The sequence below is a fragment of the Micromonospora sp. NPDC093244 genome (assembly GCF_040683695.1).
GTDB lineage: Bacteria > Actinomycetota > Actinomycetes > Mycobacteriales > Micromonosporaceae > Micromonospora.
Genome location: NZ_JBFBEO010000001.1, coordinates 771,737 through 794,980, shown reverse-complemented (window position 1 = coordinate 794,980; position 23,244 = coordinate 771,737). Strand labels below are relative to the sequence as shown.

20 protein-coding genes are annotated in these 23,244 nt (G+C 70.7%); 6 read left to right on the top strand and 14 right to left on the bottom strand.

Features of this window, described 5'->3' with window-relative positions:
* Positions 1 to 7: 7 nt before the first annotated feature.
* The 5 genes from AB0N27_RS03680 to AB0N27_RS03660 are packed head-to-tail and all read right to left on the bottom strand — an operon-like array spanning position 8 to position 5,036.
* Positions 8 to 937, bottom strand: a complete 930-nt coding sequence (locus AB0N27_RS03680) for a carbohydrate ABC transporter permease (RefSeq protein WP_364362821.1) — start codon at positions 935 to 937, stop codon at positions 8 to 10.
* On the bottom strand, positions 937 to 1,845 hold the full coding sequence (locus AB0N27_RS03675; RefSeq protein WP_364362820.1) for a sugar ABC transporter permease: 909 nt from the start codon (positions 1,843 to 1,845) through the stop codon (positions 937 to 939). The genes AB0N27_RS03680 and AB0N27_RS03675 overlap by 1 nt, the downstream gene beginning before the upstream one ends.
* 18 nt (positions 1,846 to 1,863) lie before the next feature.
* Positions 1,864 to 3,300, bottom strand: a complete 1,437-nt coding sequence (gene ngcE, locus AB0N27_RS03670) for an N-acetylglucosamine/diacetylchitobiose ABC transporter substrate-binding protein (RefSeq protein ID WP_364362819.1) — start codon at positions 3,298 to 3,300, stop codon at positions 1,864 to 1,866.
* 27 nt (positions 3,301 to 3,327) lie between these two features.
* Positions 3,328 to 4,077 carry an SIS domain-containing protein gene (locus tag AB0N27_RS03665; RefSeq protein ID WP_364362818.1) on the bottom strand — a complete coding sequence of 250 codons (750 nt, stop codon included), beginning with the start codon at positions 4,075 to 4,077 and terminating at the stop codon, positions 3,328 to 3,330.
* Positions 4,074 to 5,036, bottom strand: coding sequence for a MurR/RpiR family transcriptional regulator (locus AB0N27_RS03660; RefSeq protein WP_364362817.1), 963 nt, complete (start codon positions 5,034 to 5,036; stop codon positions 4,074 to 4,076). The genes AB0N27_RS03665 and AB0N27_RS03660 overlap by 4 nt, the downstream gene beginning before the upstream one ends.
* A 204-nt stretch (positions 5,037 to 5,240) precedes the next feature.
* Between AB0N27_RS03660 and AB0N27_RS03655 the strand changes: the two genes are divergently transcribed.
* Positions 5,241 to 6,230, top strand: a complete 990-nt coding sequence (locus AB0N27_RS03655; protein ID WP_364362816.1) for a BadF/BadG/BcrA/BcrD ATPase family protein — start codon at positions 5,241 to 5,243, stop codon at positions 6,228 to 6,230.
* Between the two features lie 151 nt (positions 6,231 to 6,381).
* On the opposite strand, the gene AB0N27_RS03650 is transcribed toward AB0N27_RS03655, so the two are convergent.
* From AB0N27_RS03650 to AB0N27_RS03630, 5 genes are all read right to left on the bottom strand, one after another.
* Complete coding sequence (locus tag AB0N27_RS03650; protein ID WP_364362815.1) at positions 6,382 to 7,281, bottom strand: carbohydrate ABC transporter permease; 900 nt, start codon at positions 7,279 to 7,281, stop codon at positions 6,382 to 6,384.
* Positions 7,278 to 8,186, bottom strand: coding sequence for a sugar ABC transporter permease (locus AB0N27_RS03645; protein ID WP_364362814.1), 909 nt, complete (start codon positions 8,184 to 8,186; stop codon positions 7,278 to 7,280). Before AB0N27_RS03645 ends, AB0N27_RS03650 begins: the two co-directional genes overlap by 4 nt.
* A gap of 64 nt (positions 8,187 to 8,250) precedes the next feature.
* Positions 8,251 to 9,663, bottom strand: a complete 1,413-nt coding sequence (ngcE, locus tag AB0N27_RS03640; RefSeq protein ID WP_364362813.1) for an N-acetylglucosamine/diacetylchitobiose ABC transporter substrate-binding protein — start codon at positions 9,661 to 9,663, stop codon at positions 8,251 to 8,253.
* 185 nt (positions 9,664 to 9,848) lie between these two features.
* Positions 9,849 to 11,336: a CoA-acylating methylmalonate-semialdehyde dehydrogenase gene (locus AB0N27_RS03635; protein ID WP_364362812.1), complete on the bottom strand. Its 1,488-nt coding sequence runs from the start codon at positions 11,334 to 11,336 to the stop codon at positions 9,849 to 9,851.
* On the bottom strand, positions 11,333 to 12,631 hold the full coding sequence (locus tag AB0N27_RS03630) for an aspartate aminotransferase family protein (RefSeq protein ID WP_364362811.1): 1,299 nt from the start codon (positions 12,629 to 12,631) through the stop codon (positions 11,333 to 11,335). The genes AB0N27_RS03635 and AB0N27_RS03630 overlap by 4 nt, the downstream gene beginning before the upstream one ends.
* Positions 12,632 to 12,797: 166 nt before the next feature.
* Here AB0N27_RS03630 and AB0N27_RS03625 point away from each other — a divergent pair, with 166 nt between their 5' ends.
* Positions 12,798 to 13,823 carry a hypothetical protein gene (locus tag AB0N27_RS03625; RefSeq protein WP_364362810.1) on the top strand — a complete coding sequence of 342 codons (1,026 nt, stop codon included), beginning with the start codon at positions 12,798 to 12,800 and terminating at the stop codon, positions 13,821 to 13,823.
* Positions 13,824 to 13,886: 63 nt separating this feature from the next.
* Here AB0N27_RS03625 and AB0N27_RS03620 read toward each other — a convergent pair whose 3' ends face one another.
* Positions 13,887 to 14,570 carry a Tat pathway signal sequence domain protein gene (locus AB0N27_RS03620; protein ID WP_364362809.1) on the bottom strand — a complete coding sequence of 228 codons (684 nt, stop codon included), beginning with the start codon at positions 14,568 to 14,570 and terminating at the stop codon, positions 13,887 to 13,889.
* Positions 14,571 to 14,965: 395 nt separating this feature from the next.
* Here AB0N27_RS03620 and AB0N27_RS03615 point away from each other — a divergent pair, with 395 nt between their 5' ends.
* The 3 genes from AB0N27_RS03615 (at position 14,966) to AB0N27_RS03605 (ending at position 17,052) form a co-directional block, all read left to right on the top strand.
* Complete coding sequence (locus AB0N27_RS03615; protein ID WP_364362808.1) at positions 14,966 to 15,730, top strand: TetR/AcrR family transcriptional regulator; 765 nt, start codon at positions 14,966 to 14,968, stop codon at positions 15,728 to 15,730.
* 184 nt (positions 15,731 to 15,914) lie between these two features.
* Entirely contained in the window at positions 15,915 to 16,544 is a 630-nt protein-coding gene (locus AB0N27_RS03610) for a DUF6230 family protein (RefSeq protein ID WP_364362807.1), read from the top strand.
* A gap of 1 nt (position 16,545) precedes the next feature.
* Complete coding sequence (locus AB0N27_RS03605; protein ID WP_364362806.1) at positions 16,546 to 17,052, top strand: DUF6114 domain-containing protein; 507 nt, start codon at positions 16,546 to 16,548, stop codon at positions 17,050 to 17,052.
* Between the two features lies 1 nt (position 17,053).
* Here the strand turns inward: AB0N27_RS03605 and murD are convergent, their stop codons facing one another.
* Positions 17,054 to 18,400: a UDP-N-acetylmuramoyl-L-alanine--D-glutamate ligase gene (gene murD, locus AB0N27_RS03600; protein WP_364362805.1), complete on the bottom strand. Its 1,347-nt coding sequence runs from the start codon at positions 18,398 to 18,400 to the stop codon at positions 17,054 to 17,056.
* 81 nt (positions 18,401 to 18,481) lie between these two features.
* Between murD and AB0N27_RS03595 the strand changes: the two genes are divergently transcribed.
* The gene (locus AB0N27_RS03595; protein ID WP_364362804.1) at positions 18,482 to 19,834 is read left to right on the top strand and encodes a hypothetical protein; all 1,353 of its coding nucleotides are present in this window, start codon (positions 18,482 to 18,484) and stop codon (positions 19,832 to 19,834) included.
* A 106-nt stretch (positions 19,835 to 19,940) separates the two neighbouring features.
* Here the strand turns inward: AB0N27_RS03595 and AB0N27_RS03590 are convergent, their stop codons facing one another.
* On the bottom strand, positions 19,941 to 21,725 hold the full coding sequence (locus AB0N27_RS03590; protein WP_364362803.1) for a PucR family transcriptional regulator: 1,785 nt from the start codon (positions 21,723 to 21,725) through the stop codon (positions 19,941 to 19,943).
* A 52-nt stretch (positions 21,726 to 21,777) separates the two neighbouring features.
* Positions 21,778 to 23,229 (bottom strand): argininosuccinate synthase, encoded by a 1,452-nt coding sequence (gene argG / locus AB0N27_RS03585; protein WP_364362802.1) that lies wholly within the window; start codon positions 23,227 to 23,229, stop codon positions 21,778 to 21,780.
* Between the last annotated feature and the right edge of the window lie 15 nt (positions 23,230 to 23,244).

Sequence of the window (23,244 nt, the reverse complement as noted above, 5' to 3'; positions counted from 1 at the left end):
CCGTGGGCTACTTCACCGCGCCGGAGGTGAGGCCGGCCTGGATCTGGCGTTGGAAGACCGCGTACACGATGATCATCGGCAGGATGGCGATGGTCAGCGCGGCGAACAGCCCGGACCAGTCGGCCTCGTAGCCGGCGTTGACCGAGATGTCGGCGATGCCCTGGGTGAGCACCCACTTGTCCTTGGCATTGGAGAGCAGCACCAACGGCAACTGGTACTGCGCCCACTGGCCGATGATGTTGAAGATCGCCACGCTGATCAGGCCCGGCTTGGCCATCGGCATCATCACCTGGAAGAACAGCCGGGTGTGCCCGCAGCCGTCGATCATCCCCGCCTCGGCCACCGACGACGGCAGCGTCTTGAAGAACGCGGCCAGGAAGAACACGGTGAACGGCAGCGAGTAGGCGATGTAGACGAGCACCACACCTGTGTGGGTGTCCAGCAGGCCCAGGTTCTTCACCACGAAGAACAGCGGCACCAGGGCCAGGAACACCGGGAACGCCAACCCGGAGACGAACAGGTAGTAGATCGCCCGGTTGCCCCAGAACTTGTACCGGGCCAGCACGTACGCGGCCATCGAGCCGAGCAGCATGGTGCCGAACGTGCTGCACGACACCACGATCACGCTGTTGAGGAAGTACCGTCCGACGTTCGCCTTCGTCCACGCCCGGCCGAAGTTCTCCCAGCGCAGCTCCGCCGGCAGCGTCCACGGACTGCTGAAGATCTCGCTGGTGTTCTTGAACGCGGCGAGGAAGGTCCAGAGGATCGGCACGATCACGATCACCGCCCACACGGCGAGCGCGACGTGCCCCAGGCCCGCGAAGAGCCGTACCTCCGAGCGGGGGCCCTTGCGCCCCCGCCCGGTCGGGGCGGACGGGTCACCGGTCTTCGGCGGCAGCGCCGCCGGTGTCGGCGGCAGCGTCGACTGCGGATTCATCAGTACTCCACGCTTTCCCGCTTGCTGAGCCGCAGCGTCAACGCCGCGAACGTGAGGGTGAGGAAGAACAGCGCCACGCCCATCGCCGAGGCGTAGCCGTACTTCGAGTAGACGAACGCGTTGCGGTAGATCTCCATGGCCAGGACTGTGGTGGCACCGTCCGGGCCGCCACCGTCCACCGAGAGCACCGCCACGATGGCGAACGCGTCGAACGCCGCGATACCGAGATACACCCAGGCCACCTGGAGGGTGTCCCACAGCAGCGGCAGGGTGACCCGGAAGAACAGGGTCACCTTCGTCGCCCCGTCCATCTCGGCGGCCTCGTAGATCTCACCCGGAATGGAGGCCATCCCGGCCGAGAAGAGCACCACGTAGAAGCCGACCGCCTGCCAGACCAGCACCGCGAGGATCGACCACAGGGCCAGGTTCGGCTTGACCAGGAAGAGGATCGGCTCCATGCCGAACTTCATCAGCACGCCGTTGATCAGGCCGGACTCGTTCGGCCGGTACACCATCTGGAACAGCACCGCGATGATGGCCACCGCCAGGACCTGGGGGAAGAAGAACACCACCCGGTAGAACTTCGACCCCCAGACCCCCTGGCGTTGACCACCGCTGCTCTTGCCACCCACGTTCAGCAGGAACGCGAAGAACAAGGCGATGGCGATGGTGATCAGCGGCAGGGCAAGCAGCAGTACGCCGTGGTGCTGGACCGCCTTCCAGAAGGCTCCGTCGTCGAGCAACCTCCGGTAGTTGTCGAAGCCCACCCACTGCGGGGCGGACAGGCCCCGCCAGTTGGTCATCGAGATCTGGAACGCCTGCGCGTACGGCCAGATCACGAATGTCACGTACAGCGCGACCGGGGCGAACAGGAACCCGACCACGAATGGATACTTGCCGTGCCGCATGACCCTAGCTCCGATCGATCAACGCTTGAACTTGGCGACCGAGCTGTCCTTCTTGATCGCGTCGGCGCGCTTCTGGATCCGCTCCACGAAGGCGTCCGCGTTGATCCGGCCGAACATCAGCTCGTTGGTGGCGGTACGCGCCTCCGTGTCGAGCTCCTTGTACCAGCCGTCGAAGTACAGGTTGAACACGTCCTGGCCGGCCGCCTTGAGAGCGGCCTGCGAGCTGGCCACACCGGGCGGGAAGGCGAAGCCCTCCGAACCGGCGGGGACCACGGTCGGGGCCTTGACCACCTCGGTGAAGCCCTTCGCGCCCTCCTTGGACAGCATCTGGCGCATGTACTCCAGGCCGCCCTTGGGGTTCTTGCTCTTGGCCGAGACGAAGTAGCCCTCACCAGCGGTGGCCCGCAGCGCGGTGGCCGGCAGCTTGTCCGAGGCGGACATGCTCGGCACCGGCATGAGCTGGTAGTCGAAGCCGGCCGGGGTGTCCTTCTTCTGCTCGCCCTCCAGCCAGTCACCGCTGGGGTAGAGAGCCACCTTGTACTGGTTCTGCCGCAGCTGCACGTCGGTGTGCTTGAGGCCCTCGAAGCTCTTGTCGCTGAACTTCGCGCCGACCTCGGCCCACGCGGTGGCCGCCTGCTTGACCGCGTCCTGCTTCCAGGCGCCGTCCTCCAGGTTGTCGATGTTCTTCAGCACGTCCACGCCACCGATCTTCGCGGCGTGGGTGAGGATCACGTTCCACTGGTAGTAGGCCGCGTTCGCACCGGCGTAGCCGTACGGGGTGATGCCCTTGGCCTTGATCGAGGTGAGCAGGGCGATGAAGTCGTCCCAGTTCTTCGCCGGCGCCCAGCCGTTGTCCTTGAACAGCTTGCCGGAGTACCAGATGCCGAAGACGGTGGAGACGTAGTACAGGACGTACGGCTTGCCGTTGAACGAGCCCGCCTCGATGGTGCCCGGCACCACCGTGTCCCGGACCTTCTTGGACGGGTCGTCGACCGACGGCGCGTCCCACAGCTCGGTGAGGTCCTGGAGCTGACCGTCGGCGACGAGCGAACCGAAGTCGATCAGCTTCTCGCCCGAGTTGTTCACGAACTCCGGCGGGTTGCCGGACGCGAACCGCGGCTGGAGCACCGTGGAGACGGCCTGCGTGGCCTGGTGCTTGACCTCCGCCTTGGGGAACGCCTTCTTGTACAGCGGCTCGTGCACGTCGGTGGCGTACTTCTCGCCGTAACCGCCGTTGAAGATGACCACCTCGATCGGGGCGTCCTCCTTCACGCCAAGCGGGTTCTTCTCGCTCTTGGTGCCACCGGCGACCTGCTCGTTGTCGCCGTCGCTCCCGCTGGTGGCGCAGGCCCCCAGCAGGCCGATGGCCGGAGTGGCGAGCACACCCACGGCGGCGGCGCGACGCAGCACCGTGCGGCGGTCGAGCGCGGCCGGGTGTTCGGGGGTAATCGACATCGTCGTCTCTCCTTGTGGAATTTCGGGTCAGGCGGTGCGCCGGAGACGCCCGGCGTACCGCGACTCGAGGGCGATGTTGTGCTCGTCCCCACCGGGGACGTTGGCGGAGAGGTAGATAGGGGGCACCTCTCCGGCCTGGTGGAACCGTCGTACGACCTCAGCGGTCAGCAACTGCGCCAGCAGCGCCGTGGTGACCGAGGAGACCGCACAGACCGCGCCGCCGCCCTCGAGCGGCAGCAGTGCATCGCCGTACGGCGCGCCGTTGTCCAGCACGACGTCGGCGAGGTCGGCGAGCCGTTGACCGGACGGATGCCGTGGGGCTACCCGTGCGGTGTGCTCGACGGAGGTGACCGCGATCAACGGGTGACCGCGCTCGGTGACCAGCGCCGCCAGCTCGACCACCGAGCCGTTGATGCCGGACTGGGACGCCACCACGAACACGTCGCGCGGCTGCGGCGCCGCGAGCGCGTAGATCTGGTGGGCGATCGAGGGGTCGCGTTCCAGCTTGGGGTCGGCGAGCACGTCGCGCGGGGCGTCACCGTGCACCACGAGGTCCCGTACCGAGAGCCGGTTGGTGGGCACCAGCCCACCGGCGCGGGCGACGAGTTCGGCGGCGAACGCCTCGGAGTGCCCGGCACCGAACGCCTGGAGCACACCGCCGGCGCGCAGGCTCTCGGCGATCAGGTCGGCGGCCCGGGTGAGCCCGTCGGCCTGCGAGTCGAGCAGCCGGTCCAGCACCGGGCGGACCGCGTCCGCGTACCCCTGGGCGCTGATCATGAGCTGGCTCCCTTCGCGGCCTTGTGCCCGTCGACTGCCTGCGCGGTGCGCTGGAAGGCCGCGTGGGCGCGGTCGTGGGTGCGCTGGGCGACGGCGATGTAGAGCAGGTCGAGCACCACCAGCTGGGGGTGCCGGGCGGAGAGCGCGTCCGGCCGGAAGGTCGTCGCCTGGCTGGCGGTGAGCAGCACGATGTCGGCCAGCTCGGCCAGCGGCGAGCGGGGGAAGCCGGTGAGGGCGATCGTGGTGGCGCCCCGGCTGCCGGCCTCGGCGAGCATCTCGATGGTCTCGCGGGTCTGCCCGGTGTGCGAGATGCCCAGGGCCACGTCTCCGGCGCGCAGCAGCGCGGCGCTGGCCAGGCCCTCGTGCACGTCGTTCCACGCCCACGCGGCCACCCCGATGCGGTGCAGGCTGAACTGCATCTCCTCGCCGACCAGCGCACTGCCGCTGGCGCCGAAGATGTTCACCCGACTCGCGCCGGCGATCGCCACGGCGGCCCGTTCCACCTCGGCGAGGTCGAGCAGCGCGGCGGTGTCGTGCATGGCGCGGGTGTCGGCGGCCATGATCTGGTCGAGCACCCGGGCCAGGGGGTCGCTCGGCTGGATCTCGCGTCCGATGTCGACGGTCCATCCGGCGGAGCGTGCCCGACCCGTTTCGGAGGCGATGCCGAGGCGCAGGTCGGCGTACCCCTCGAAGCCCATCGCCCGGCAGAAGCGGGTGATGGTCGCCGGTGAGGTGCCACTACGCTCGGCCAGCTCCACGATCGTGGACCGGGCCGCGGCCTCCGGGTCGCTGAGCACGTGCTCGGCGACGCGGCGCAGCGCCCCGGTCAGCTCGGCGAGCCCGTTGCGGACGCGAGCCAGTACCCCGTCCGAGGCCGACCCGGGGTTGCCCCGCCGGTCGAACGCGTCGGCGTCGACCACCGCGGTCCCCGCGGCGGTGTCCACCTCGTGATCAACCATTGAAGCCTCACCATCCGAAAGGACTGTTAACTGATAGTGGTAAAATTTCTTACTGAAGGCCCCTCCGTGTCAAGACCGTGGGCGAAGTTTTCAAACTGTTACCTGGCGCACAGCCCCTCCCGCACGCCGGACCTTGCCCGACGCGAGCGCGCCGACCAGCATGAACAGGCCCGTCGCCGCGCAGCGCAAGGAGGCCCCGTGCCGATGTCCGACACCGTCGTGGTCGGCCTCGACGTCGGAGGTACGTCCACCCGGGCGACCGCCCTGACCCTCACCGGTGACCGCCTCGGCACCGGTCGTGCCGGCGGTGGCAACCCCACCAGCCACGGCGCCGAACGGGCCGCCGCCGAACTGCGCACCGCCCTGCGCGGCGCGCTGCACGGAGTCGACCCGAGCCGGGTGGCCGCCGGCACCATCGGGCTGGCCGGAGCCGCCCGACTACTCGCCGACCCGACCGGACGCGCCGCCTTCGACCGCGCCTGGCACGACGCCGGCCTGCGCTGCCCGTACGCCGTACACGGCGACGCCCTCGTCGCGTACGCCTCCGGCACCGCCGAGCCCGACGGGACGGTCCTCATCGCCGGCACCGGGGCGATCACCGCCCAGGTCCGCGACCTGCGACTGGACCGCGTCGCCGACGGTCACGGGTGGCTGCTCGGCGACGCCGGGTCCGGCTTCTGGCTCGGCCGCGAGGCGGTTCGCCGGCTCCTCGCCAACCTCGACGCCGGCCACACGCCTGGCTCGCTGGCCACGGCGGTACTCACCGAACTGATGGGCAGCGCCGACATCGCCCCACGACCCCGCGACACGGTCGACGCCACCATCCAGGCGGTCACCCGCCGACCCCCCGTCGAGTTGGCCCGGCTCGCGCCACTCGTGGTCACCGCCGCCGCCGACGGCGAACCGGTCGCCACCGCACTCGTCGCCGAGGCCGCCGCGCACCTGGCGTCCAGCGTCAGCCGGATCCGCGCGGCCGGAGCCGACACACCCGTCGTGCTGGGCGGCGGACTGCTCACCGCTGACACCCCGCTCGCCACCGCCGTCCGGGCCGAGATCAGCCGACACTGGCCGCACGCGCCACTACGTACCGCCGGCGACGGGGCCGCCGCCGCAGCCTGGCTCGCCGCCCGCGACCTGACCGAGCTGGCCGACCCGGCCGCCCTGCACGCCCGCCTCTTCCCCACCGCCCCCTGACCCGCCGCGCAGCGCGACCCGCGCACTTTCGGGGAAACTGCTGTCTCGGGGCGCTTTGAGGCAGCAGTTTCCCTGAAGTTGCGCGGATCGTTAGCCGGGGGCCGAGGGCCGGGGAGGCGCAGGCGGCGTTCCTGATCGGGATCGGTCGGGGCTACTTGAGCTGGCCGGCGGTCAGGCCGGTCTGGACCTGGCGCTGGAAGGCCACGTAGATCGCGAGCACCGGCAGCACCGCGATGCTCAGCCCGGCGAAGAGGCGCGCGTAGTCGCCCGCGTAACCCTGGCTGACCGACAGCGCGAACAGCCCCTGGGCGAGCATCCACTTGGACTCGTCGCCCTGCATGAGCACCTGCGGCAGCAGGAACTGGTTCCAGTGGCTGAGGAAATTGAAGATCGCCACGCTGATCAGTCCCGGACGCGCCATCGGCAGCATCACCCGGAAGAAGAGCCGGAAGTGCCCGCAGCCGTCGACCATCGCGGCCTCCGCCACCGAGGTCGGCAGGGTCCGGAAGAACGCGGTCAGGAAGAACACGGTGAACGGCAGCGAGTAGGCCGCGTACACCAGGATCAGACCCACCCAGGTGTTGAACAGGCCGGCGTTGCGGACCACGAAGAAGAGCGGCACCAGGGCGAGGAACACCGGGAACATCAGTCCGCCCACGAACAGGTAGTAGACGAACTGCCGGCCGCGGAACTCGTACCTGGCGAAGACGTACGCGGCGGTGGCGCCCATCAGCATGGTGAGGCTCACCGAGCCGGTGACCACCACGAGGCTGTTGAGGAAGTACCTGCCGATGTGCGCGCCGGTCCAGGCCCGCGCCCAGTTGTCCCAGTGCAGCGCCCCGGGCAGCCCCCACGGGTCGGCCAGGATCTCGCCGTTGGTCTTGAACGAGCTGAGGAACATCCACAGCAGCGGCAGGACGGTGAGCAGGCCCCAGATCAGCAGGAAGCCGTGCGACAGGGTGTTGGCGACGCCCAGCTCCCGGCGTACGGGACGGTCCCGCCGAGCGGTAGGGGTCGGCGCGGTCGCGGCGGGTTTGTCCAGTGTGGTCACGAGTACTCGATCCGTTCGCGCCGGCCGATCCGCAGCGACAGCACGGCAACCGAGAGGGTCAGGAAGAACATCACCACGCCGATCGCCGAGGCGTAGCCGAACTTGGTCTCGCTGCCGAAGGCGGTGTCGTACATCCGTACGCCGATCACGTCGGTGGAGAAGTTCGGTCCACCGTTGGTCATGAGCTGCACGAGGATGAAGCCGTCCAGGGCGAAGATGGCCAGGTAGACCCAGGCGACCTGCACGGTGTCCCAGAGCAGCGGCAGGGTGACCCGGCGCAGCGTGGTGAACCGGGACGCGCCGTCGAGCAGCACCGCCTCGTAGATCTCCTTCGGCACCGCGGACATGGCCGCGCCGAACAGCACCACATAGAAGCCGACGTTGCTCCACACCATCACCGCGAGGACGCACCAGAAGGCTGTCGCCGGGTCGCCGAGCCAGGTCGGCGAGGGCAGGCCGAGGCCGTGCAGTGCGCTGGTGAGCAGGCCCTTGTTGGGGTGGTAGACCTCCTTCCACAGCAGCGCGATGATCACCACGGAAAGGACCTGCGGGAAGAAGTACACGGTGCGGTAGAACGCGCCGCCGCGTACCCCGGTGACTCCGGCGCGGCCCTTGCGTCCGCCCATGGCGAGCATGGTGGCGAAGAACAGCCCGAGCACGATTGTCAGCACGGGCACCAGGGCCAGCAGGATGCCGTTGTTCTTCAGCGCGTTCCAGACGTAGTCGTCGCGCCACAGGGCCTTGAAGTTCGCCAGACCGACCGGGTTGGCGTCGGCGGAGTAGCCGAGCCAGTCGGTGGTGGAGATCTGGAACGCCTGAAGGTACGGCGAGACGACGAAGAACACGTACAGCAGCACCGGCGGCACCAGGAACGTGACGATCAGCGGCCACTTGCCATGTCTCACGAGAAGGACCTCTCCGAGGGGATACGGCCGGTGGGGGTGGTCGTCTCCCCCACCGGCCGGGCGGTCAGGCCGCTCGCTTGTACTTCTTGATCGAGCTGTCCTGGGCGATCGAGTCGGCGCCCTTCTGGCACTGGTCGAGGAACTCCGCGGGGCCGATCCGGCCGCTGAAGAACTCGCCGCAAGCCGCGTCGACGAGGTTGCGCTCCAGCTTGCGGTAGTAGTTGTTGTAGACCCAGTTGAACCCGTTGGCGCCTGACGCGTCGAGCGCCTTGACCACTGTGTTCAGCCCGTACGGCAGGTCCGCGCCCTCGCTGGCGCCGGCGACGACGGTGAGGCTGGCGACCTTCTTCGTGAAGTCCTGCGCACCCTTGCGGGACAGCATGGTGCGGAAGTACTCGAGCCCGCCGGCGAGGTTGCGGGCCTTGGCGGGCACCATGAACGGCTCGCCCGCGGTGCCCCGGATCGCCTCGAACGGCAGCTTGTCGCCGCTGCCCAGGCTCGGCGTGGGCGCGATGGTCATGTTGAAGCCGGCAGGGGTGACGTCCTTCTGCTCGCTCTCCAGCCAGGATCCGCAGGAGATGAAGGCGGCCTTGCCCTGGCACCAGGCGGTCTGCGACTGCTTGTGGTCCAGGCCGGAGGAGCCGTCGAGGATGTACTTGTCCTTGACGATCTGGTACCACGCGTCGGCGGCGGTGCGCATCGAGTCGGACTTCCAGGCGTTCGGCTCCAGGTTGTCGATGGCGGTGGCCACCGACGGGCCGCCGAGCTTGATCGCGGTGGAGATCAGCGGCCAGCTCATGTAGCGCGGGTGCAGGCCGGCGTACGTCCAGGGGGCGATGCCGGCGGCCTTGATCTGCTTGCACTGGGCGATGTGGTCGTCCCAGGTCTTGGCGTACGTCCAGCCACGGTCGGTGAGCAGCTTGTTGGAGTACCAGATGCCGTACGCGGTGTAGGTGTAGTTCATCACCAGGAACTTGCCGTCGTACGAACCGATCTCGACCGCGCCGGGCAGCAGGGTCTCCCGGACCGTCTTGCCGGGGACGTCGAGGCTCGGCGCGTCGAGCAGTTCGCCGAGGTCGGCGATGGCGTTCTGGCTGACCAGGCCGTTGAAGTCGATCTGGCCGGCGCCGGAGTTGTTGACCACGTCGGGCGGGGTGCCGTCGACGAAACGTGGCTGGAGGGTCTTGCTGATCTCCTGGGTGGCGGAGTGCTTGATCTTCGCCTTCGGGTACTTCTCGGTGTACATCGCCTCGTGGGCCTTGGCGTACTCCTCGCCGAAGCCGCCGCCGAAGATCACCACCTCGAGCGGGGCGTCCTCCTTCACGCCGAGCGGGTTCTCGGCGCTCTTGGTGCCCTTGTAGGTTTCGGCATCGCCCTTGTCGCCGCCACCGGTCGCGCAACCGGTCAGCAGAGCGGCGGCGGGGGTGGCCAGCAGGCCGGCGGCGGCGCTGCGCCGCAGGATGTCACGCCTGTTCATCGGTTCTCCTCGGGTCGGGTCGGGCGGATCGCCGGTGTGGGGGACGGCGTCCACCGCGCGAGGCACGTTGAATCTCTTCAGTTACTGCTCTGTTGCTGAAGAATTTCTACGACAGCCACGCCCGGACTTCAAGTCCTGAGGGTCGAACCGTTATCACCACCCGCCGCCGCCGACGGCGCCTCCGCTCAGGTCTGGGTGGGGAACCCGAGGTTGACCCCACCGTGCCGGGGATCGAGCCACCGGCTGGTGACCACCTTGCCCCGGGTGAAGAACCGCACCCCGTCCTCGCCGTGCGCGTGCAGGTCACCGAAGAGCGACGACTTCCAGCCGCCGAACGAGTGGTACGCCATCGGCACCGGGATCGGCACGTTGATCCCGACCATGCCCACCTCCACCTCGTGCTGGTAGCGCCGGGCCGCACCGCCGTCGTTCGTGAAGATCGCCGTGCCGTTGCCGTACGGGCTGGCGTTGACCAGCTCCACCGCCTCGTCGTACGAGCCGACCCGGACCACGCTCAGCACCGGCCCGAAGATCTCGTCGGTGTAGATCGACATGTCAGTGGTCACCCGGTCGAACAGCGTCGGGCCCAGCCAGAAGCCGTCCGGGTCGCCGTCCGGCGTCACGTCCCGACCGTCCACCACCGGCACCGCGCCGGCGGCGACACCGGCGTCCACGTAGGAGCGCACCTTCGCCGCGTGCGCGGCGGTGACCAGCGGACCCATGTCGCAGCCCCGTCGGCCGTCGCCGGTGCGCAGCCCGGCCATCCGCGCGGCGATCCGCTGGACGAGCGCGTCCGCGACCGGCTCGACCGCCACCAGCACCGAGATGGCCATGCACCGCTCCCCCGCCGAGCCGAACCCGGCGTTGACCGCCGCGTCGGCGGCCAGGTCCAGGTCGGCGTCGGGCAGCACCACCATGTGGTTCTTGGCCCCGCCGAGCGCCTGCACCCGCTTACCGGCCGCGGTGCCGCGCTGGTAGACGTACCTGGCGATCGGGGTGGAGCCGACGAACGACACCGACCGCACCTCCGGGTGGTCCAGCAGCGCGTCCACCGCCTCCTTGTCGCCGTTGACCACGTTCAGCACGCCCTCGGGCAGGCCCGCCTCGGCGAACCACTCGGCCAGCAGCAGCGCCGCGCTCGGGTCCTTCTCGCTCGGCTTGAGCACCACCGCATTGCCGCAGGCCACCGCCACCGGCACGAACCACAGCGGCACCATCACCGGGAAGTTGAACGGCGAGATCACCGCCACCACCCCGAGCGGCTGCCGGATGGTGTACGAGTCGACCTCGGTGGACACGTTCTCGCTGAACGCGCCGCGCAGCGCCGACGGCAGACCGCACGCGTACTCGATGACCTCCAGGCCGCGCTGCACCTCGCCGGCGGCGTCGGCGAGCACCTTGCCGTGCTCGGCGGTGATCGCCTCGGCGAGCCGGTCGCGGCGGGTGTGCACCAGCTCGCGGAACGCGAACAGCACTGCCGACCGCTTGGCCAACGACGCGTCCCGCCAGGACCGCGCCGCGCGGGCCGCGGCCTGCACCGCGACGTCCACGTCCGCGGTGCAGGCCAGCTCCACCTCGGCGGTACGCCTACCGGTCGCCGGGTCGAACACGTCGCCACGCCGCTCGGACGTGCCGCCGACCCGCTTGCCGTCGATGAAGTGTCCGATGGTCATGCCGCCACCCCCGCCGACGAGCGGATCGCGTCGACGAGGATCGCCAGACCCTCGCGGGCCTCCTCCTCGGTAAGCGTCAACGGTGGACCCATCCGCAGCACGTTGCCGTACAGGCCGCCCTTGCCGGCCAGCAGGCCACCGGAACGGCACGCCTCGAAGACCTGGTTGGTCAACGCCGGGTCGGGCTCGCTGGTGCCCGCCCTGACGAACTCGACGCCGAGCATCAGCCCCTTTCCGCGTACCTCGGCGACGCAGTCGAGACCGCCCACGGCGGACCGCAGGCCGTCGGCGAGGATCGCGCCGACGCGTGCCGCGTTCGCCTGGAGGTCGTGCGCGAGCAGGTAGTCGAGCACCGCGTTGCCGGCCGCCGTGGAGATCGGGTTGCCGCCGAACGTGGAGAAGCTGATCGCCGGCACGGCCTCGAGCACCTCGGCCCGGCCGACCACCCCGGCCAGGGCGAACCCGTTGCCGATGCCCTTGGCGAAGGTGAGCAGGTCCGGGGTGACGCCGTGCGCCTGGTAACCCCAGAAGTGCTCCCCGGTACGCCCCCAGCCGGTCTGCACCTCGTCGGCGATGAACAGGATGCCGTGCTCGTCGAGGACCTTCTTCCACCCGGCGAAGAGCCCGTCCGGCGGGTGCACGAAACCGCCGACGCCCTGGATCGGCTCGGCGATCAGCGCGGCCACGTCACCTGTGGTCTGGGTGGCCAGCACCTCACGCAGGTCCTCCACCGCCGCGTCGACCTGCTCCTCGGCGCTCAACCGCGCCAGCAGACCGCGCACCCGGTCACCCGAGTGCAGCCAGGCCACCTGGAGCGGGTTGAGCGCGCTGGCCGACCAGTTGCGGTTGCCGGTGACACCCATGGCCGCGTACGACCGGCCGTGGTAGCTGTTGCGCACGGCCAGGATCTGGTGCGAACGGCGGTGGTTGGTGGCGACGAGCAGCGCGGCCTCGTTCGCCTCGGTGCCGGAGTTGGTGAAGAACACCCGGGCGTCCGGGATGCCGGACCGCTGCGCGATCTTCTCGGCCAGCTCCACCTGCTGGCGGATCAGGTAGAGCGTCGAGCTGTGCACGATGCCGGTGGCGAGCTGGCGCTCGACCGCCTCCCGGATCTCCGGGATGTCGTACCCGATCATGTTGGTGAGCACCCCGCCGAAGAAGTCCAGGTAGCTGCGCCCCTGGGCGTCGACGACCCGGCGGCCCGAGCCGGAGACCAGCTCGATCGGCTCGGCGTAGTACAGCGGCATCCAGGACGGGAGCACGGCCCGGTGCCGGGCCAGCAGGTCGTCGGTCATCGTGGGCACCCTTCAGCGGCGTTCGTGGATACCGCACGCTCCCACCACCACGCCGGCATGGACAACTGCCACTGTGTAGCGCAGGGAGCGTCCGCTCCTGACAGTGCGTCAGCCCGGTCGTGGCGGTCGGCCGCGCGCCGGGCGCTCCGATCGGTACGATCCGGCGGTGCCCGAACTCCCCGCCCCGCCAGCGTCCGGGTCGGTGCGCACCGGGCCGGTGCCCGTCGGGACGGACGTGCCGCTGCCCGCCGGAGCCCCTGATACGCCCACGATGATCGATGGGGTCGCCGGCTGGGTCGGCGCCGACCCGCTGCGCCTGTTGGTCGCCCGCTTCGGCGGCACCTGGCCGGGCGGCGACCTCGCCGACACTCTCCGGTTCCTCGACGACTTCTCCGGCGTCCACTGGGACTTCCGGGGCGGCCGCGAGAGGCCCGACGCCCGGGAGCCGGCACTCGACCCGGACACCGCCGAGCTGGTACGCGTCACCGCCGCCGCGCTCGGGCTCGTCCGACCCGTGCCGCCGGCCCGGCCCGCGTACGCCCACCTGCTGGTGCTGGGCGGTCTGGCGCACGCCTGCCTGCGCCGCGTCGCGTACGCCGTGCACCTGCTGCGCGAGGGGCTGCGGGTGACCGGAGAGGTGGCGGTGCTGGGCAGCTTCCGGCCGCTCTCCGACCTGGAACGCCGGACGCTGGCCGAGGCGGGGGTGCTCGACTGCGCGACGGAGGTGGACGCCCTGGACGCGGCGGTCCGGCTGGCATTGGGGATGAGCGCGCCGGCCCTGCGGGACGGGGTCGACGCGGGTCACCCGCACCACTCCTGGTCGTCGCGCACCTATCTGCCGGCCGGTCTGCCGCCGGTGCGGGTGCTGGCGGCGCCGTCGAGCGAGCCCCATCGGCGGCGCGCGCACACCGCTGACACCCAGCGGTTCTGGGCCGGGCACGTCCAGCTCGCCACCGACGACGCGGTGCTGCTGGTGACCGCGCCGATCTACGTGCCGTTCCAGCACTGCGACGCGCTGCGCACCCTGGCCCTGCCGTACGGCTGCGGGATCGACACCGTCGGGGTGGACCCCACTCTGCCCGACCTGGCCCGGCTGCCGGAGCCGACGCTCAGCCCCGGCCGCTACCTGCAGGAGATCCGCTCGGCCGTCCGGTCGATGCGCGCCCTGCACGCGGCGCTGGTCGCCGGCTGATCCGCGCGACGTCGAGGGCCGGCGCACGGCGGATCGCCGCGCACCGGCCCCGATGTGACGTGGTCAGTTCACGTAGACGGCGGCGTTGCCCTTGGTGCTGTCACGCACCGGCGAGTACGTCGCCGAGAAGTACGCGGTGCCGAAGCAGAGAGACGGGCCGGAGAACTTGGTGAACGGCTGGTTGGTGAAGGTGATCGAGTTGGTGGCGTTGGCCGCCACACCGGTGAGGCTGTTGGTGCTGGTCCGGTAGACGCAGGTGATCGTGCCGAGCAGCGAGTTCAGCACGACGGTGCTCTGGACCGGCGCCGCCGTGGTGCCGGAGATCGTGACCACGCCGGCGCTGGTGACGGAGGTGGCGTACGGCAGGTTGTTGAGGGCGATGCTCTGCACCCCGGTGGTGCCGAACACGTTTGTGGTGCAGGTGCCGAAGCTCTGGGCGGTGAGGCTCTCGGTGGCGGTGCCCGGGGCGGTCGGGTTGGTGAGCACCTTGGCGCTGAAGCTCGACGCGCCGCACTTGATGCCGGTGGTGCCCGAGGTCGAGTTGTAGAAGGTGGCGTTGGTGCCGGTCTTGAGGCTGGCCTGGATGACGTCGTTGACGGCGACGGCGGTGCCGCCGGCCGTGGGGTAGGTCAGGACGTTGCCGGCGAGCGCGGCCGACGGGTCGGCGGAGGCTGGCGTGCCGGCCAGGAGGCCGGTGAGCAGCGCGAGGGCGACGAGGCCCCCGCCGATCTTTCCGTACCTGGGCATGGTGCTTCCTTCCGGTGGTGGGACGGGAACGAGCGGACCGCACAGGCGGTCACCGCCGGGCGGGTAGGTCCGGGCGGCGAGTGTGGCCGTCCATGGTGGACGGGCGGTGGTGGAGGTGCCGGGCGACCGTCGGGTCGACGGCGGATGACGGAAGGCGCCGCGGGGTCAGCGGGCGGCTCGGCGTGGTGCACTGCGGCGGAGCCGCGTCACCTGCGCCTTTCCGGCATTGGGAGAGCGTTCGTGTTCGGCGATAATGACAGCCATCGAGCCCTCCTTCGACGAGTCGGGGTGACCATCCGGGAGATCACCAATGGTGACGGGGAGCAAACTGAGCGTGAGGAAAGTTATAAACCCCGGAGGGTCGCAAAGTCAACGAATCAACGGAGGTCAATGAGTTGACCACGCAGAGCCACCCCCCGCCGGTGCCGGCACCCCTGCCCGGCGCGCGCCCGGGCCGCGACCCGGACCGCGCGATCAAGCGCGGCCCGCGACGGGTCTCCGCGGAGCTCGTGGCCGCCACCCAACGTGACCGCCTCTTCGACGGGCTCGTGCACGAGGTGGCGACGAAGGGCTACGACAACGCCCGGGTCAGCGACATCTGCCACGCCGCAGGCGTGACCCGGCCAGCCTTCTACGCCCTGTTCACCGGCAAGGAGGACGCCTTTCTCGCCGCGTACCGGCACGGGATCGCCGTGGTGTCGCAGCTGATGGAGAGCGCCTACCGCGAGGCCGGCCCGGCCTGGCCGGACGCGGCACGGGCCGCGCTGCGCACCCTGCTGGAGGTGCTGGCGAGCGTGCCGGCGTTCGCCCGGATGGCGCTCGTCGAGGTGGACGCGGCAGGCCCCGACGCCCGCCGCGAGCGCGACGCGCTGCTCACCAGCTTCCGCCGGTTCTTCGCCGACGCCGGGCCGGGGCCGGCGCTCGTCGACGTGGGCCGCGACGAGCTGGTGTCCACCGTGGTGGGTGGCATCTACGCCACGGTCCGCGGCCGGGTGGCGCGGGGTCGGGCGGCGGAGTTGCCGCAACTGCTGCCGGTGCTCACCTACGCGGCCACGGCGCCGTTCCTGGGTACCGAGGGTGCGATTCAGGCGACCCGGCCGATACGGCCGGACGACGGTCCGAGCACGACCGCACCGTGCGCACCGATCCACCAGTCTTGATCACACGGTCGGAAACCGCAGCGGTTTTTCACTTTGGCCGCATTTAACAAATACCGCCCAAATGGCCGCCACACGCCGTTGACCTCCCCTTTACTCAGCGGTAACTTCGGCTCTGCGCCTACCGAGCGCAGACCACGGATGCAATTCCCATTGTCGTGGATGAATTGATCTTAAGGGAGCCGCCATGTCGGAGGAAACCACACCAATCGCAGCAGGCCCGCCGCGCAGTGGCGTGCGCTGGCGCCGGTTCGCCGCCACGTTCGGCATCGTCGTGGCGGGCGCCGCCGGCATGATCATGCTCACCGCCCAGGGCGTGCTGGGCGCGCAGTTCGCCATCTCGGGTATGCCGTTCACCGTCACCGCCGACAGGCTCACCGGCACCGGGTTCGAGCAGTTCGCCACCCTCGACCAGATGATCCCGGACAGCCCCAACCAGGGCGACACCGGCGGACAGGTCCTGGTGATGGTCTCGGCGATCGACAAGGCGGAGCTGACCAACCTCTGCCAGAGCATCAACCTCGGTGGCATCTTCCTGAAGATCACCGCCGGCGGCGGCGACCGACCGGTCACCGCCCGGACCCTTGTGGTGGACGGCGACGAGGTCAACGGCGACGCCGCCTTCCGCAACATCGACGTCGGGCAGGACGCCAGCACCCTGGACAAGGTGCCCGGCGTGAAGGGCAACCCCGGCGTCTTCTCGCAGCAGGCCGACTCGGTCGTCATCGAGAACCTGCGGCAGAACAACTACGCCACCACGGCGGCCGTCTTCAACCTGCCCAACCTGCGCATGGCGTTCACCTCCGACGGGTGCTGACGTGAGCGCCGAACGACACCAGGCGGCGCCTGCCGTCCGCGGATCCCGCGGGCGGTGGCGCCGCTGGCGGCGGGCCCGCCCATTCACCGCCGCCGTGCTGATCGCCCTCGGGGGCGTGGAGATGCTGGCGACCCTGCGCGCGCCGCTCGGAGTGCTGCTGCACATCGGCCCGCAGGGGCTCGCCGCGTACCTGGTACCCGCCATCCTCGTCATCTGCGGGGTGCTGCTGATCACCACCCCGCAGCAGCGGGTCTTCTACGCCGTGGTCTCGCTGGTGCTCGGCCTGGTCTCCTGGTTGACCTCGAACCTGGGCGGCTTCGTGGTCGGGATGCTGCTGGCCCTGACCGGCGGGGCACTCGCCTTCGCCTGGACCCCGGACAAGGACGGCCATCCCACCGGCGCCGCGACGGAACCCGCGTCGCCCGAGAACGACGACGAGGACGAGAACGACACCGCGCTGCTGCCCGGGATGCCGTCACCGGACCCCAGCCCGGTCGACCGGGGCTGAGTCAACGGGCGGTGTCGGCGACCGCCTGCGCGAACACCTCGGAGCGGTGCTCGAAGTTGCGGAACCGCCCGTAGCTCGGCGCCGCCGGGGAGAGCAGCACGACACCGCCCGCGGGCGTCAGCTTGCGCGCCAGCCCGACCGCTGCCACCAGATCCTCGGCGAGCTCGGTACGCACCATCGGCAGCCCGGCCAGCGCCTCGATGATCCGGGGGCCGCTGTCCGGGATGCCGATGACCGTGATCTCCCGCTCCGCCAGGTGCTCGGCCAGCGGCGTGTAGTCCAGGCCCCTGTCGTTACCGCCGACGATCACGGTCAACGGCCGTCCGTCGTACGCGTCGATGGCGTGCATGGCCGCGTACGGGCTGGTGGCCAGGGTGTCGTCGACGAACGTCAACCCCGACGGGTCGGTGATCTCGGTGAGCCGGTGGGCCAGCCCCTGGAACTCGGCGACGGCGATGGCGAGGCTGTCCTTCTCGGCCACCACGTCGACGCCGAGCGCGTCGAGCACGGCGAGGGCGACGCACAGATTGCCCTCGTTGTGCCGGCCGACAAGCGGCAGCACGGCGCGCGGGAACAGCGGCTGGTCGCCGACATGGAACCAGGGCGTGCCGTCGGCACCGGTGGCGACGTGGGTGGTGTCCGGACGGCCGGCCCGCACCGCCGGCAGCTCCCCCAGCTCGGCGGCGAGCCGGGGATCGCCGCCGTTCACCACGATCGTCTGCGGATCGTGGGCGAGCAGGTTGAGCTTGTCCCGGTAGTACTCGCGTTCCCCGCCGTGCGCGTCCAGGTGCTCGGGGAACAACGCGGTGACCACCGCCACCCGGGGCGAGTCGGTCAGGTCGCTGCACTGGTAGCTGGACAGCTCCAGCACGTACAGCTCGGACTCGGGCAGATCGAGCGTGGGCACGCCGATGTTGCCGCCGAAGACGTTCGGCCGGCCCATCGCGGTGAGCAGGTGGCTGATCAGGCTGGAGGTGGTGCTCTTGCCCTTGCTGCCGGTGACCCCCACGGTGCGCGCGGCGTGGTCGGCCATCCAGAGCGCCGTGCCCTGGGTGACAGGTACGCCGCGCCGGCGCAGCTCGACCAGCCACGGGTGGGTCTGCGGCACACCTGGCGAGCGGACCACCACGTCGGCGGCGGCGAGCCGTTCGAAGCCCGCCTCGCCGGTGACCAGCGGCGCCGCCTCGGCCAGCGGGCCGTCCCAGGGCAGCGACAGGAAGTTCGCGCTGTCGTCGACGGCGACCAGGTCGGCGGGGCCGTGCGCGGCGATCGCGGTCACAGCGGCCCGGCCCTCCCGGCCGGTCCCCCAGACGGCGACGGTACGTCCGCGCAGGTCAGACAGGCGCACGGGACTCTCCTCGGGATCACGGCGGCGGTTGGGCAGGCCCGGTCCGGACACGGCCGGACGAACCAGGGCCTAGTATGGCGTGTGCCCAACGAGCAGCTCCGGCGGATGGACGCCTTCACCTTCCCGTCCTACTCGATCGACTTCGCGACCGGCGAGGTGTTGTTCGACTACGCGCTGACCGGCCCGGGCGGTGAGCAGCGGTTCACCGAGGTGATCACCCTCCCGCTGCCGGCGGAACCGCCGTCGGACCAGACGGTGGCCACCCTCAACCGGGTGCTGGAGGTGCTGCACCTGGTCGCCGGGGTCAGCTACTACAAGGCCGCCGCGCCGCCCCGACTCGTGCTGCCGGCGCCGCTGGGCGCGGCCACCGTCGACTACGTCACGGCCATCTACACCAGGGGCCTCGCCGAGTACGCGTACCGCAACCAGCTGCCGCACGTGCTCCAGCTGCGCCCGGAGGTGCCGGCCGGCTCTCCGGAGCCACCACGGGTGTACGACACCTCGGACCGCCGCCCCCTCTCCGCCGTCGGCGGCGGCAAGGACTCGATCGTCAGCCTGGAGGCGCTTCGCCGCGCCGACCTGCACCCGGTGCCGTTCTCGGTCAACCCGAACCACGTGATCGTCTCGGTGAACGAGGCGTCCGGGCTGACCCCGCTGGCTGCCCGGCGGCGGATCGACCCGCTGCTGTTCGACCTGAACGCGTCAGGCGCGCTGAACGGGCACATCCCGGTCACCGCCATCAACTCGCTGATCGCCGTGGCCACCGCCGTTCTGCACGGGCTCGGCCCGGTGGTGATGTCCAACGAGCGCTCGGCGTCCGACCCGAACCTCGTCTGGGACGGCCACGAGATCAACCACCAGTGGTCCAAGGGCGTCGAGGCCGAAGGGCTGCTGCGGGCGTCGCTGGCCGAGCACGCCGGTCTCACCGAACCGTACTTCTCGCTGCTGCGCTCGCTATCCGAGCTGCACATCGCCCGGATGTTCGCCGAGTTCACCAGGTACGACGACGTGGTGACCAGCTGCAACCAGGCGTTCAAGCTGCGGGACGCGTCCGAGCGCTGGTGCCGTGACTGCCCGAAGTGCCGGTTCGTCTTCCTCGCCATGGCGCCGTTCATGGCCCGGGAGCGGGTGGTGGGCATCTTCGGCGGTGACCTGCTGGCCGACCCGCAGCAGATCCCCGGCTACCGGGAACTGCTCGGCGTGGACGGGCACAAGCCGTTCGAGTGCGTCGGCGAGGTCGAGGAGTCGGTGGTGGCCCTCGGCCTGCTCGCCGAACAGGACCAGTGGCGCGACGCCCCGGTGATCCGGGCCCTTGTCGACGCCGTACCGGCGACGGCCTGGTCGGCGGTGGCGAAATCGGACGTCTTCACCCCGGGCGGCCCGAACCACATCCCCCCCACCTACGCGAAGGCCCTGACCGCCCTCGGCGCCTGACCCTCAGTGCGTTGATCATGAGGTTGTCGCCACTCGCACCGGCGTGTCACGGCAACAACATCATGATCAACGCGGGTGGTAGGGCGGGCGGGCGGGGTCGGCCGGGTCAGGGGGTGCGGACTGCTTCCAGGGCCAGCAGGGCCACGTGCAGGGAGAGGCTGGTCTCCACCGAGTCCAGGTCTGCGTCGAGGATTCGGGCGATGCGGGCCAGTCGTTCGTAGAAGGCCGGGCGGGACAGGTGGGCAGCGGCCGCGCCTGCTGACTTGTTACGGCCCTGCTCCAGGTAGGCGCGCAGGGTGTCGAGCAACTGCTCCCGGGGGTGCCGGGCGTCGTACTCCAGCAGCGCGCCGAGTTCGCGCTCGACGAAGGTCTGCAACCGGGGCTCGTCGCGCAGCAGGTGCAGCAGCCCGGCCAGGCCGACGTGGGGCAGCCGGAAGATCGGCAGGTCACGCCGGTCCCGGCGGGCGGCCTCCGCGATCTGCCGCGCCTCGACCAGCGACCGGCGGGCCTCGCGCAGACTGCTCACGCCCGACCCGGCGGCCACGATCACCCCGCCACCCCGGGACGGGTCGACACCTGCCACCGCCCGCGCGGGCTCCACACCGGGCGCCGGGCGCGACACATCGGCGCCGGTGGCCGACCGGGACGCCTCGCCGGCGGGCGCGCGGCCGGTGCCGGCGTCGAGGCGTACCCGACGAAGTGCGCTGGCGAACGCGGACAGCGCGCGGTCCTCGGCGGCCGGGTCCGCGAGGGCCAGCAGGGCACCCACCGAGTTGTCGTCGACGGCGCTCGTGAGCGCGGTCAGCTTCGCCTCCCGCAGGGCCTGGCCGACCGCTTCGGACAGGTCGCGCAGTCGGGCCTGACCAGCCTCGGGGCCGGACTCCCCGGCGGGGTCGTCCGCGCGGTGGCGGACCATCACGCCGACGAGGTGCCGCCTGTCGAGCAGGACGCCGAGCGCCTTGGCCCGAAGCGCCACCTCGTCCACCGGCCGGGAGTGGTCGAGCAGCGCGGTGAGCAGGGTGCGGTGGATCTGCCGTTCCAGGCCCTCGGCGTCGCGGCGGATCAGCCGGCCCAGCGCGAGGGTGGACGCGGCCCGCTCGATCAGGATGCTGAGCCGGGTGGGCGGGCCGGCGGCCGGCTCGCCGGCCTGAACGCTCGGCACGTCGCCGTTGGCCGGCCAGCGCAGCAGCAACCGACCCCAGTCCTGCCCCCGGGCGCCGACGGCGGTCACCAGCCAGCCGCTGTCCGGGTCGTACGCGGTGCGCCCGGCCGGCCGGATCCGCCGCGAGTGCTGCTCCCAGCCGTCCAGCAGCAGCTCCGCGCTCTCGCCCGCGTGGTCGTACCCGAGGACCTGCCGGGACAGGTTCTCCAGCACCACCGGGCAGCCGGACAGCTCGGCGGCCTGCCGGATGACCTCGGCGGCGTCGGCGCCCTCGACGGAGAGGTCGTTGAACCGCTGGTGGATCTCCTCGGTGGCGCGCAGCTCGGTGAGCTGCGCGTCGACGATCAGCGCGTGCACCGCCTCGGTGATCCGCACGAACGGGGTGGCCCGGCGCAACTCCACCAGGGGCAGACCGCGCCGCTCGGCGGTGGCCGCCATCACCCGTGGCACCCCGCTGACGTACCGGCGGCCCAGTTCGACGACGAGCCCGGAGACTCCGACGTCGGCGAGGTCGCCGATGAACGCGCGCAGTCCCGCGTCGTCGCCCGGCAGCCCGATACCTGTGGTGAGGACCAGCTCTCCGCCGCCGAGCAGGGTGGCGATGTCCGGCACCTCGGCGACGTGCACCCAGCGGACGGGCCGGTCCAACCCCGCGTCTCCGGCGACGACCCGCGGGGCGCCGTGGCGGACCGGGTCCAGGGCGAGGACCTCACGGACGGTAGGGAACACGGCCGCAACGCTACCGTCCGTGACACCGGCTCTCGACCTGGCGGGGTGGTGCTCAGTCCACGCCGAACTCCATGGCGGCCCGGTCGAGCGCCTCGTCGTCGGCGGAGGCGACGCCCCGCGAGGCGATGGCTTCCGCCCCGCCCTCGGGCATGGCACCGATCAGCCCGGTCGAGGCGGCCTGCGCGGCGCCGATCATCCGCTGCGGAGCCCCGCCGCCGACCATGCCCAGCGAGGCGTACTGCTCCAACTTCGCCCGCGAGTCGGCGATGTCCAGGTTGCGCATGGTGAGCTGGCCGATCCGGTCCGACGGGCCGAACGCCGAATCCTCGGTACGCTCCATCGACAGCTTGTCCGGGTGGTAGCTGAACGCGGGGCCGGTGGTGTCCAGGATCGAGTAGTCCTCGCCCCGGCGCAGCCGCAACGTGACCTCGCCGGTGACCGCCGTGCCGACCCAACGCTGCAACGACTCGCGCAGCATCAGCGCCTGCGGGTCCAGCCAGCGACCCTCGTACATGAGGCGACCGAGGCGGCGACCCTCGTTGTGGTAGTTCGCCAGGGTGTCCTCGTTGTGGATGGCGTTGACGAGCCGTTCGTACGCGGCGTGCAGCAGCGCCATGCCGGGCGCCTCGTAGATGCCCCGGCTCTTGGCCTCGATGATCCGGTTCTCGATCTGGTCGGACATGCCCAGGCCGTGCCGGCCGCCGATGGCGTTGGCCTCCAGCACCAGGTCCACGGGGCTGCCGAACTCCTTGCCGTTGATCGTCACCGGGCGGCCCTGGTCGAAGCCGATCGTGACGTCCTCGGTGGGGATCTCCACCGACAGGTCCCAGAAGCGGACGCCCATGATCGGGTTGACCGTCTCGATGCCGGTGTCGAGGTGCTCAAGGGTCTTCGCCTCGTGCGTGGCGCCCCAGATGTTGGCGTCGGTGGAGTACGCCTTCTCGGTGCTGTCCCGGTACGGCAGGTCGCGGTCGAGCAGCCACTCGGACATCTCCTTGCGGCCACCGAGCTCGGTGACGAAGGCGGTGTCGAGCCACGGCTTGTAGATGCGCAGCTGCGGGTTGGCCAGCAGGCCGTACCTGTAGAACCGCTCGATGTCGTTGCCCTTGAAGGTCGACCCGTCGCCCCAGATCTGGACGTCGTCGGAGATCATCGCGCGGACCAGCAGGGTCCCGGTGACGGCCCGGCCCAGCGGGGTGGTGTTGAAGTACGCCCGCCCGCCGGAACGGATGTGGAAGGCGCCGCAGGTCAACGCCGCCAGGCCCTCCTCGACCAGGGCGGCGCGGCAGTCGACCAGTCGGGCGACCTCGGCGCCGTAGCTGAGCGCACGACCGGGCACCGACGCGATGTCGGGCTCGTCGTACTGGCCGATGTCGGCCGTGTAGGCGCAGGGGACGGCGCCCTTGTCGCGCATCCACGCGACCGCGACCGAGGTGTCGAGGCCGCCGGAGAAGGCGATGCCGACACGTTCGCCGATGGGCAGGGAGGTGAGAACCTTGGACACGGGGAAGATTATTCA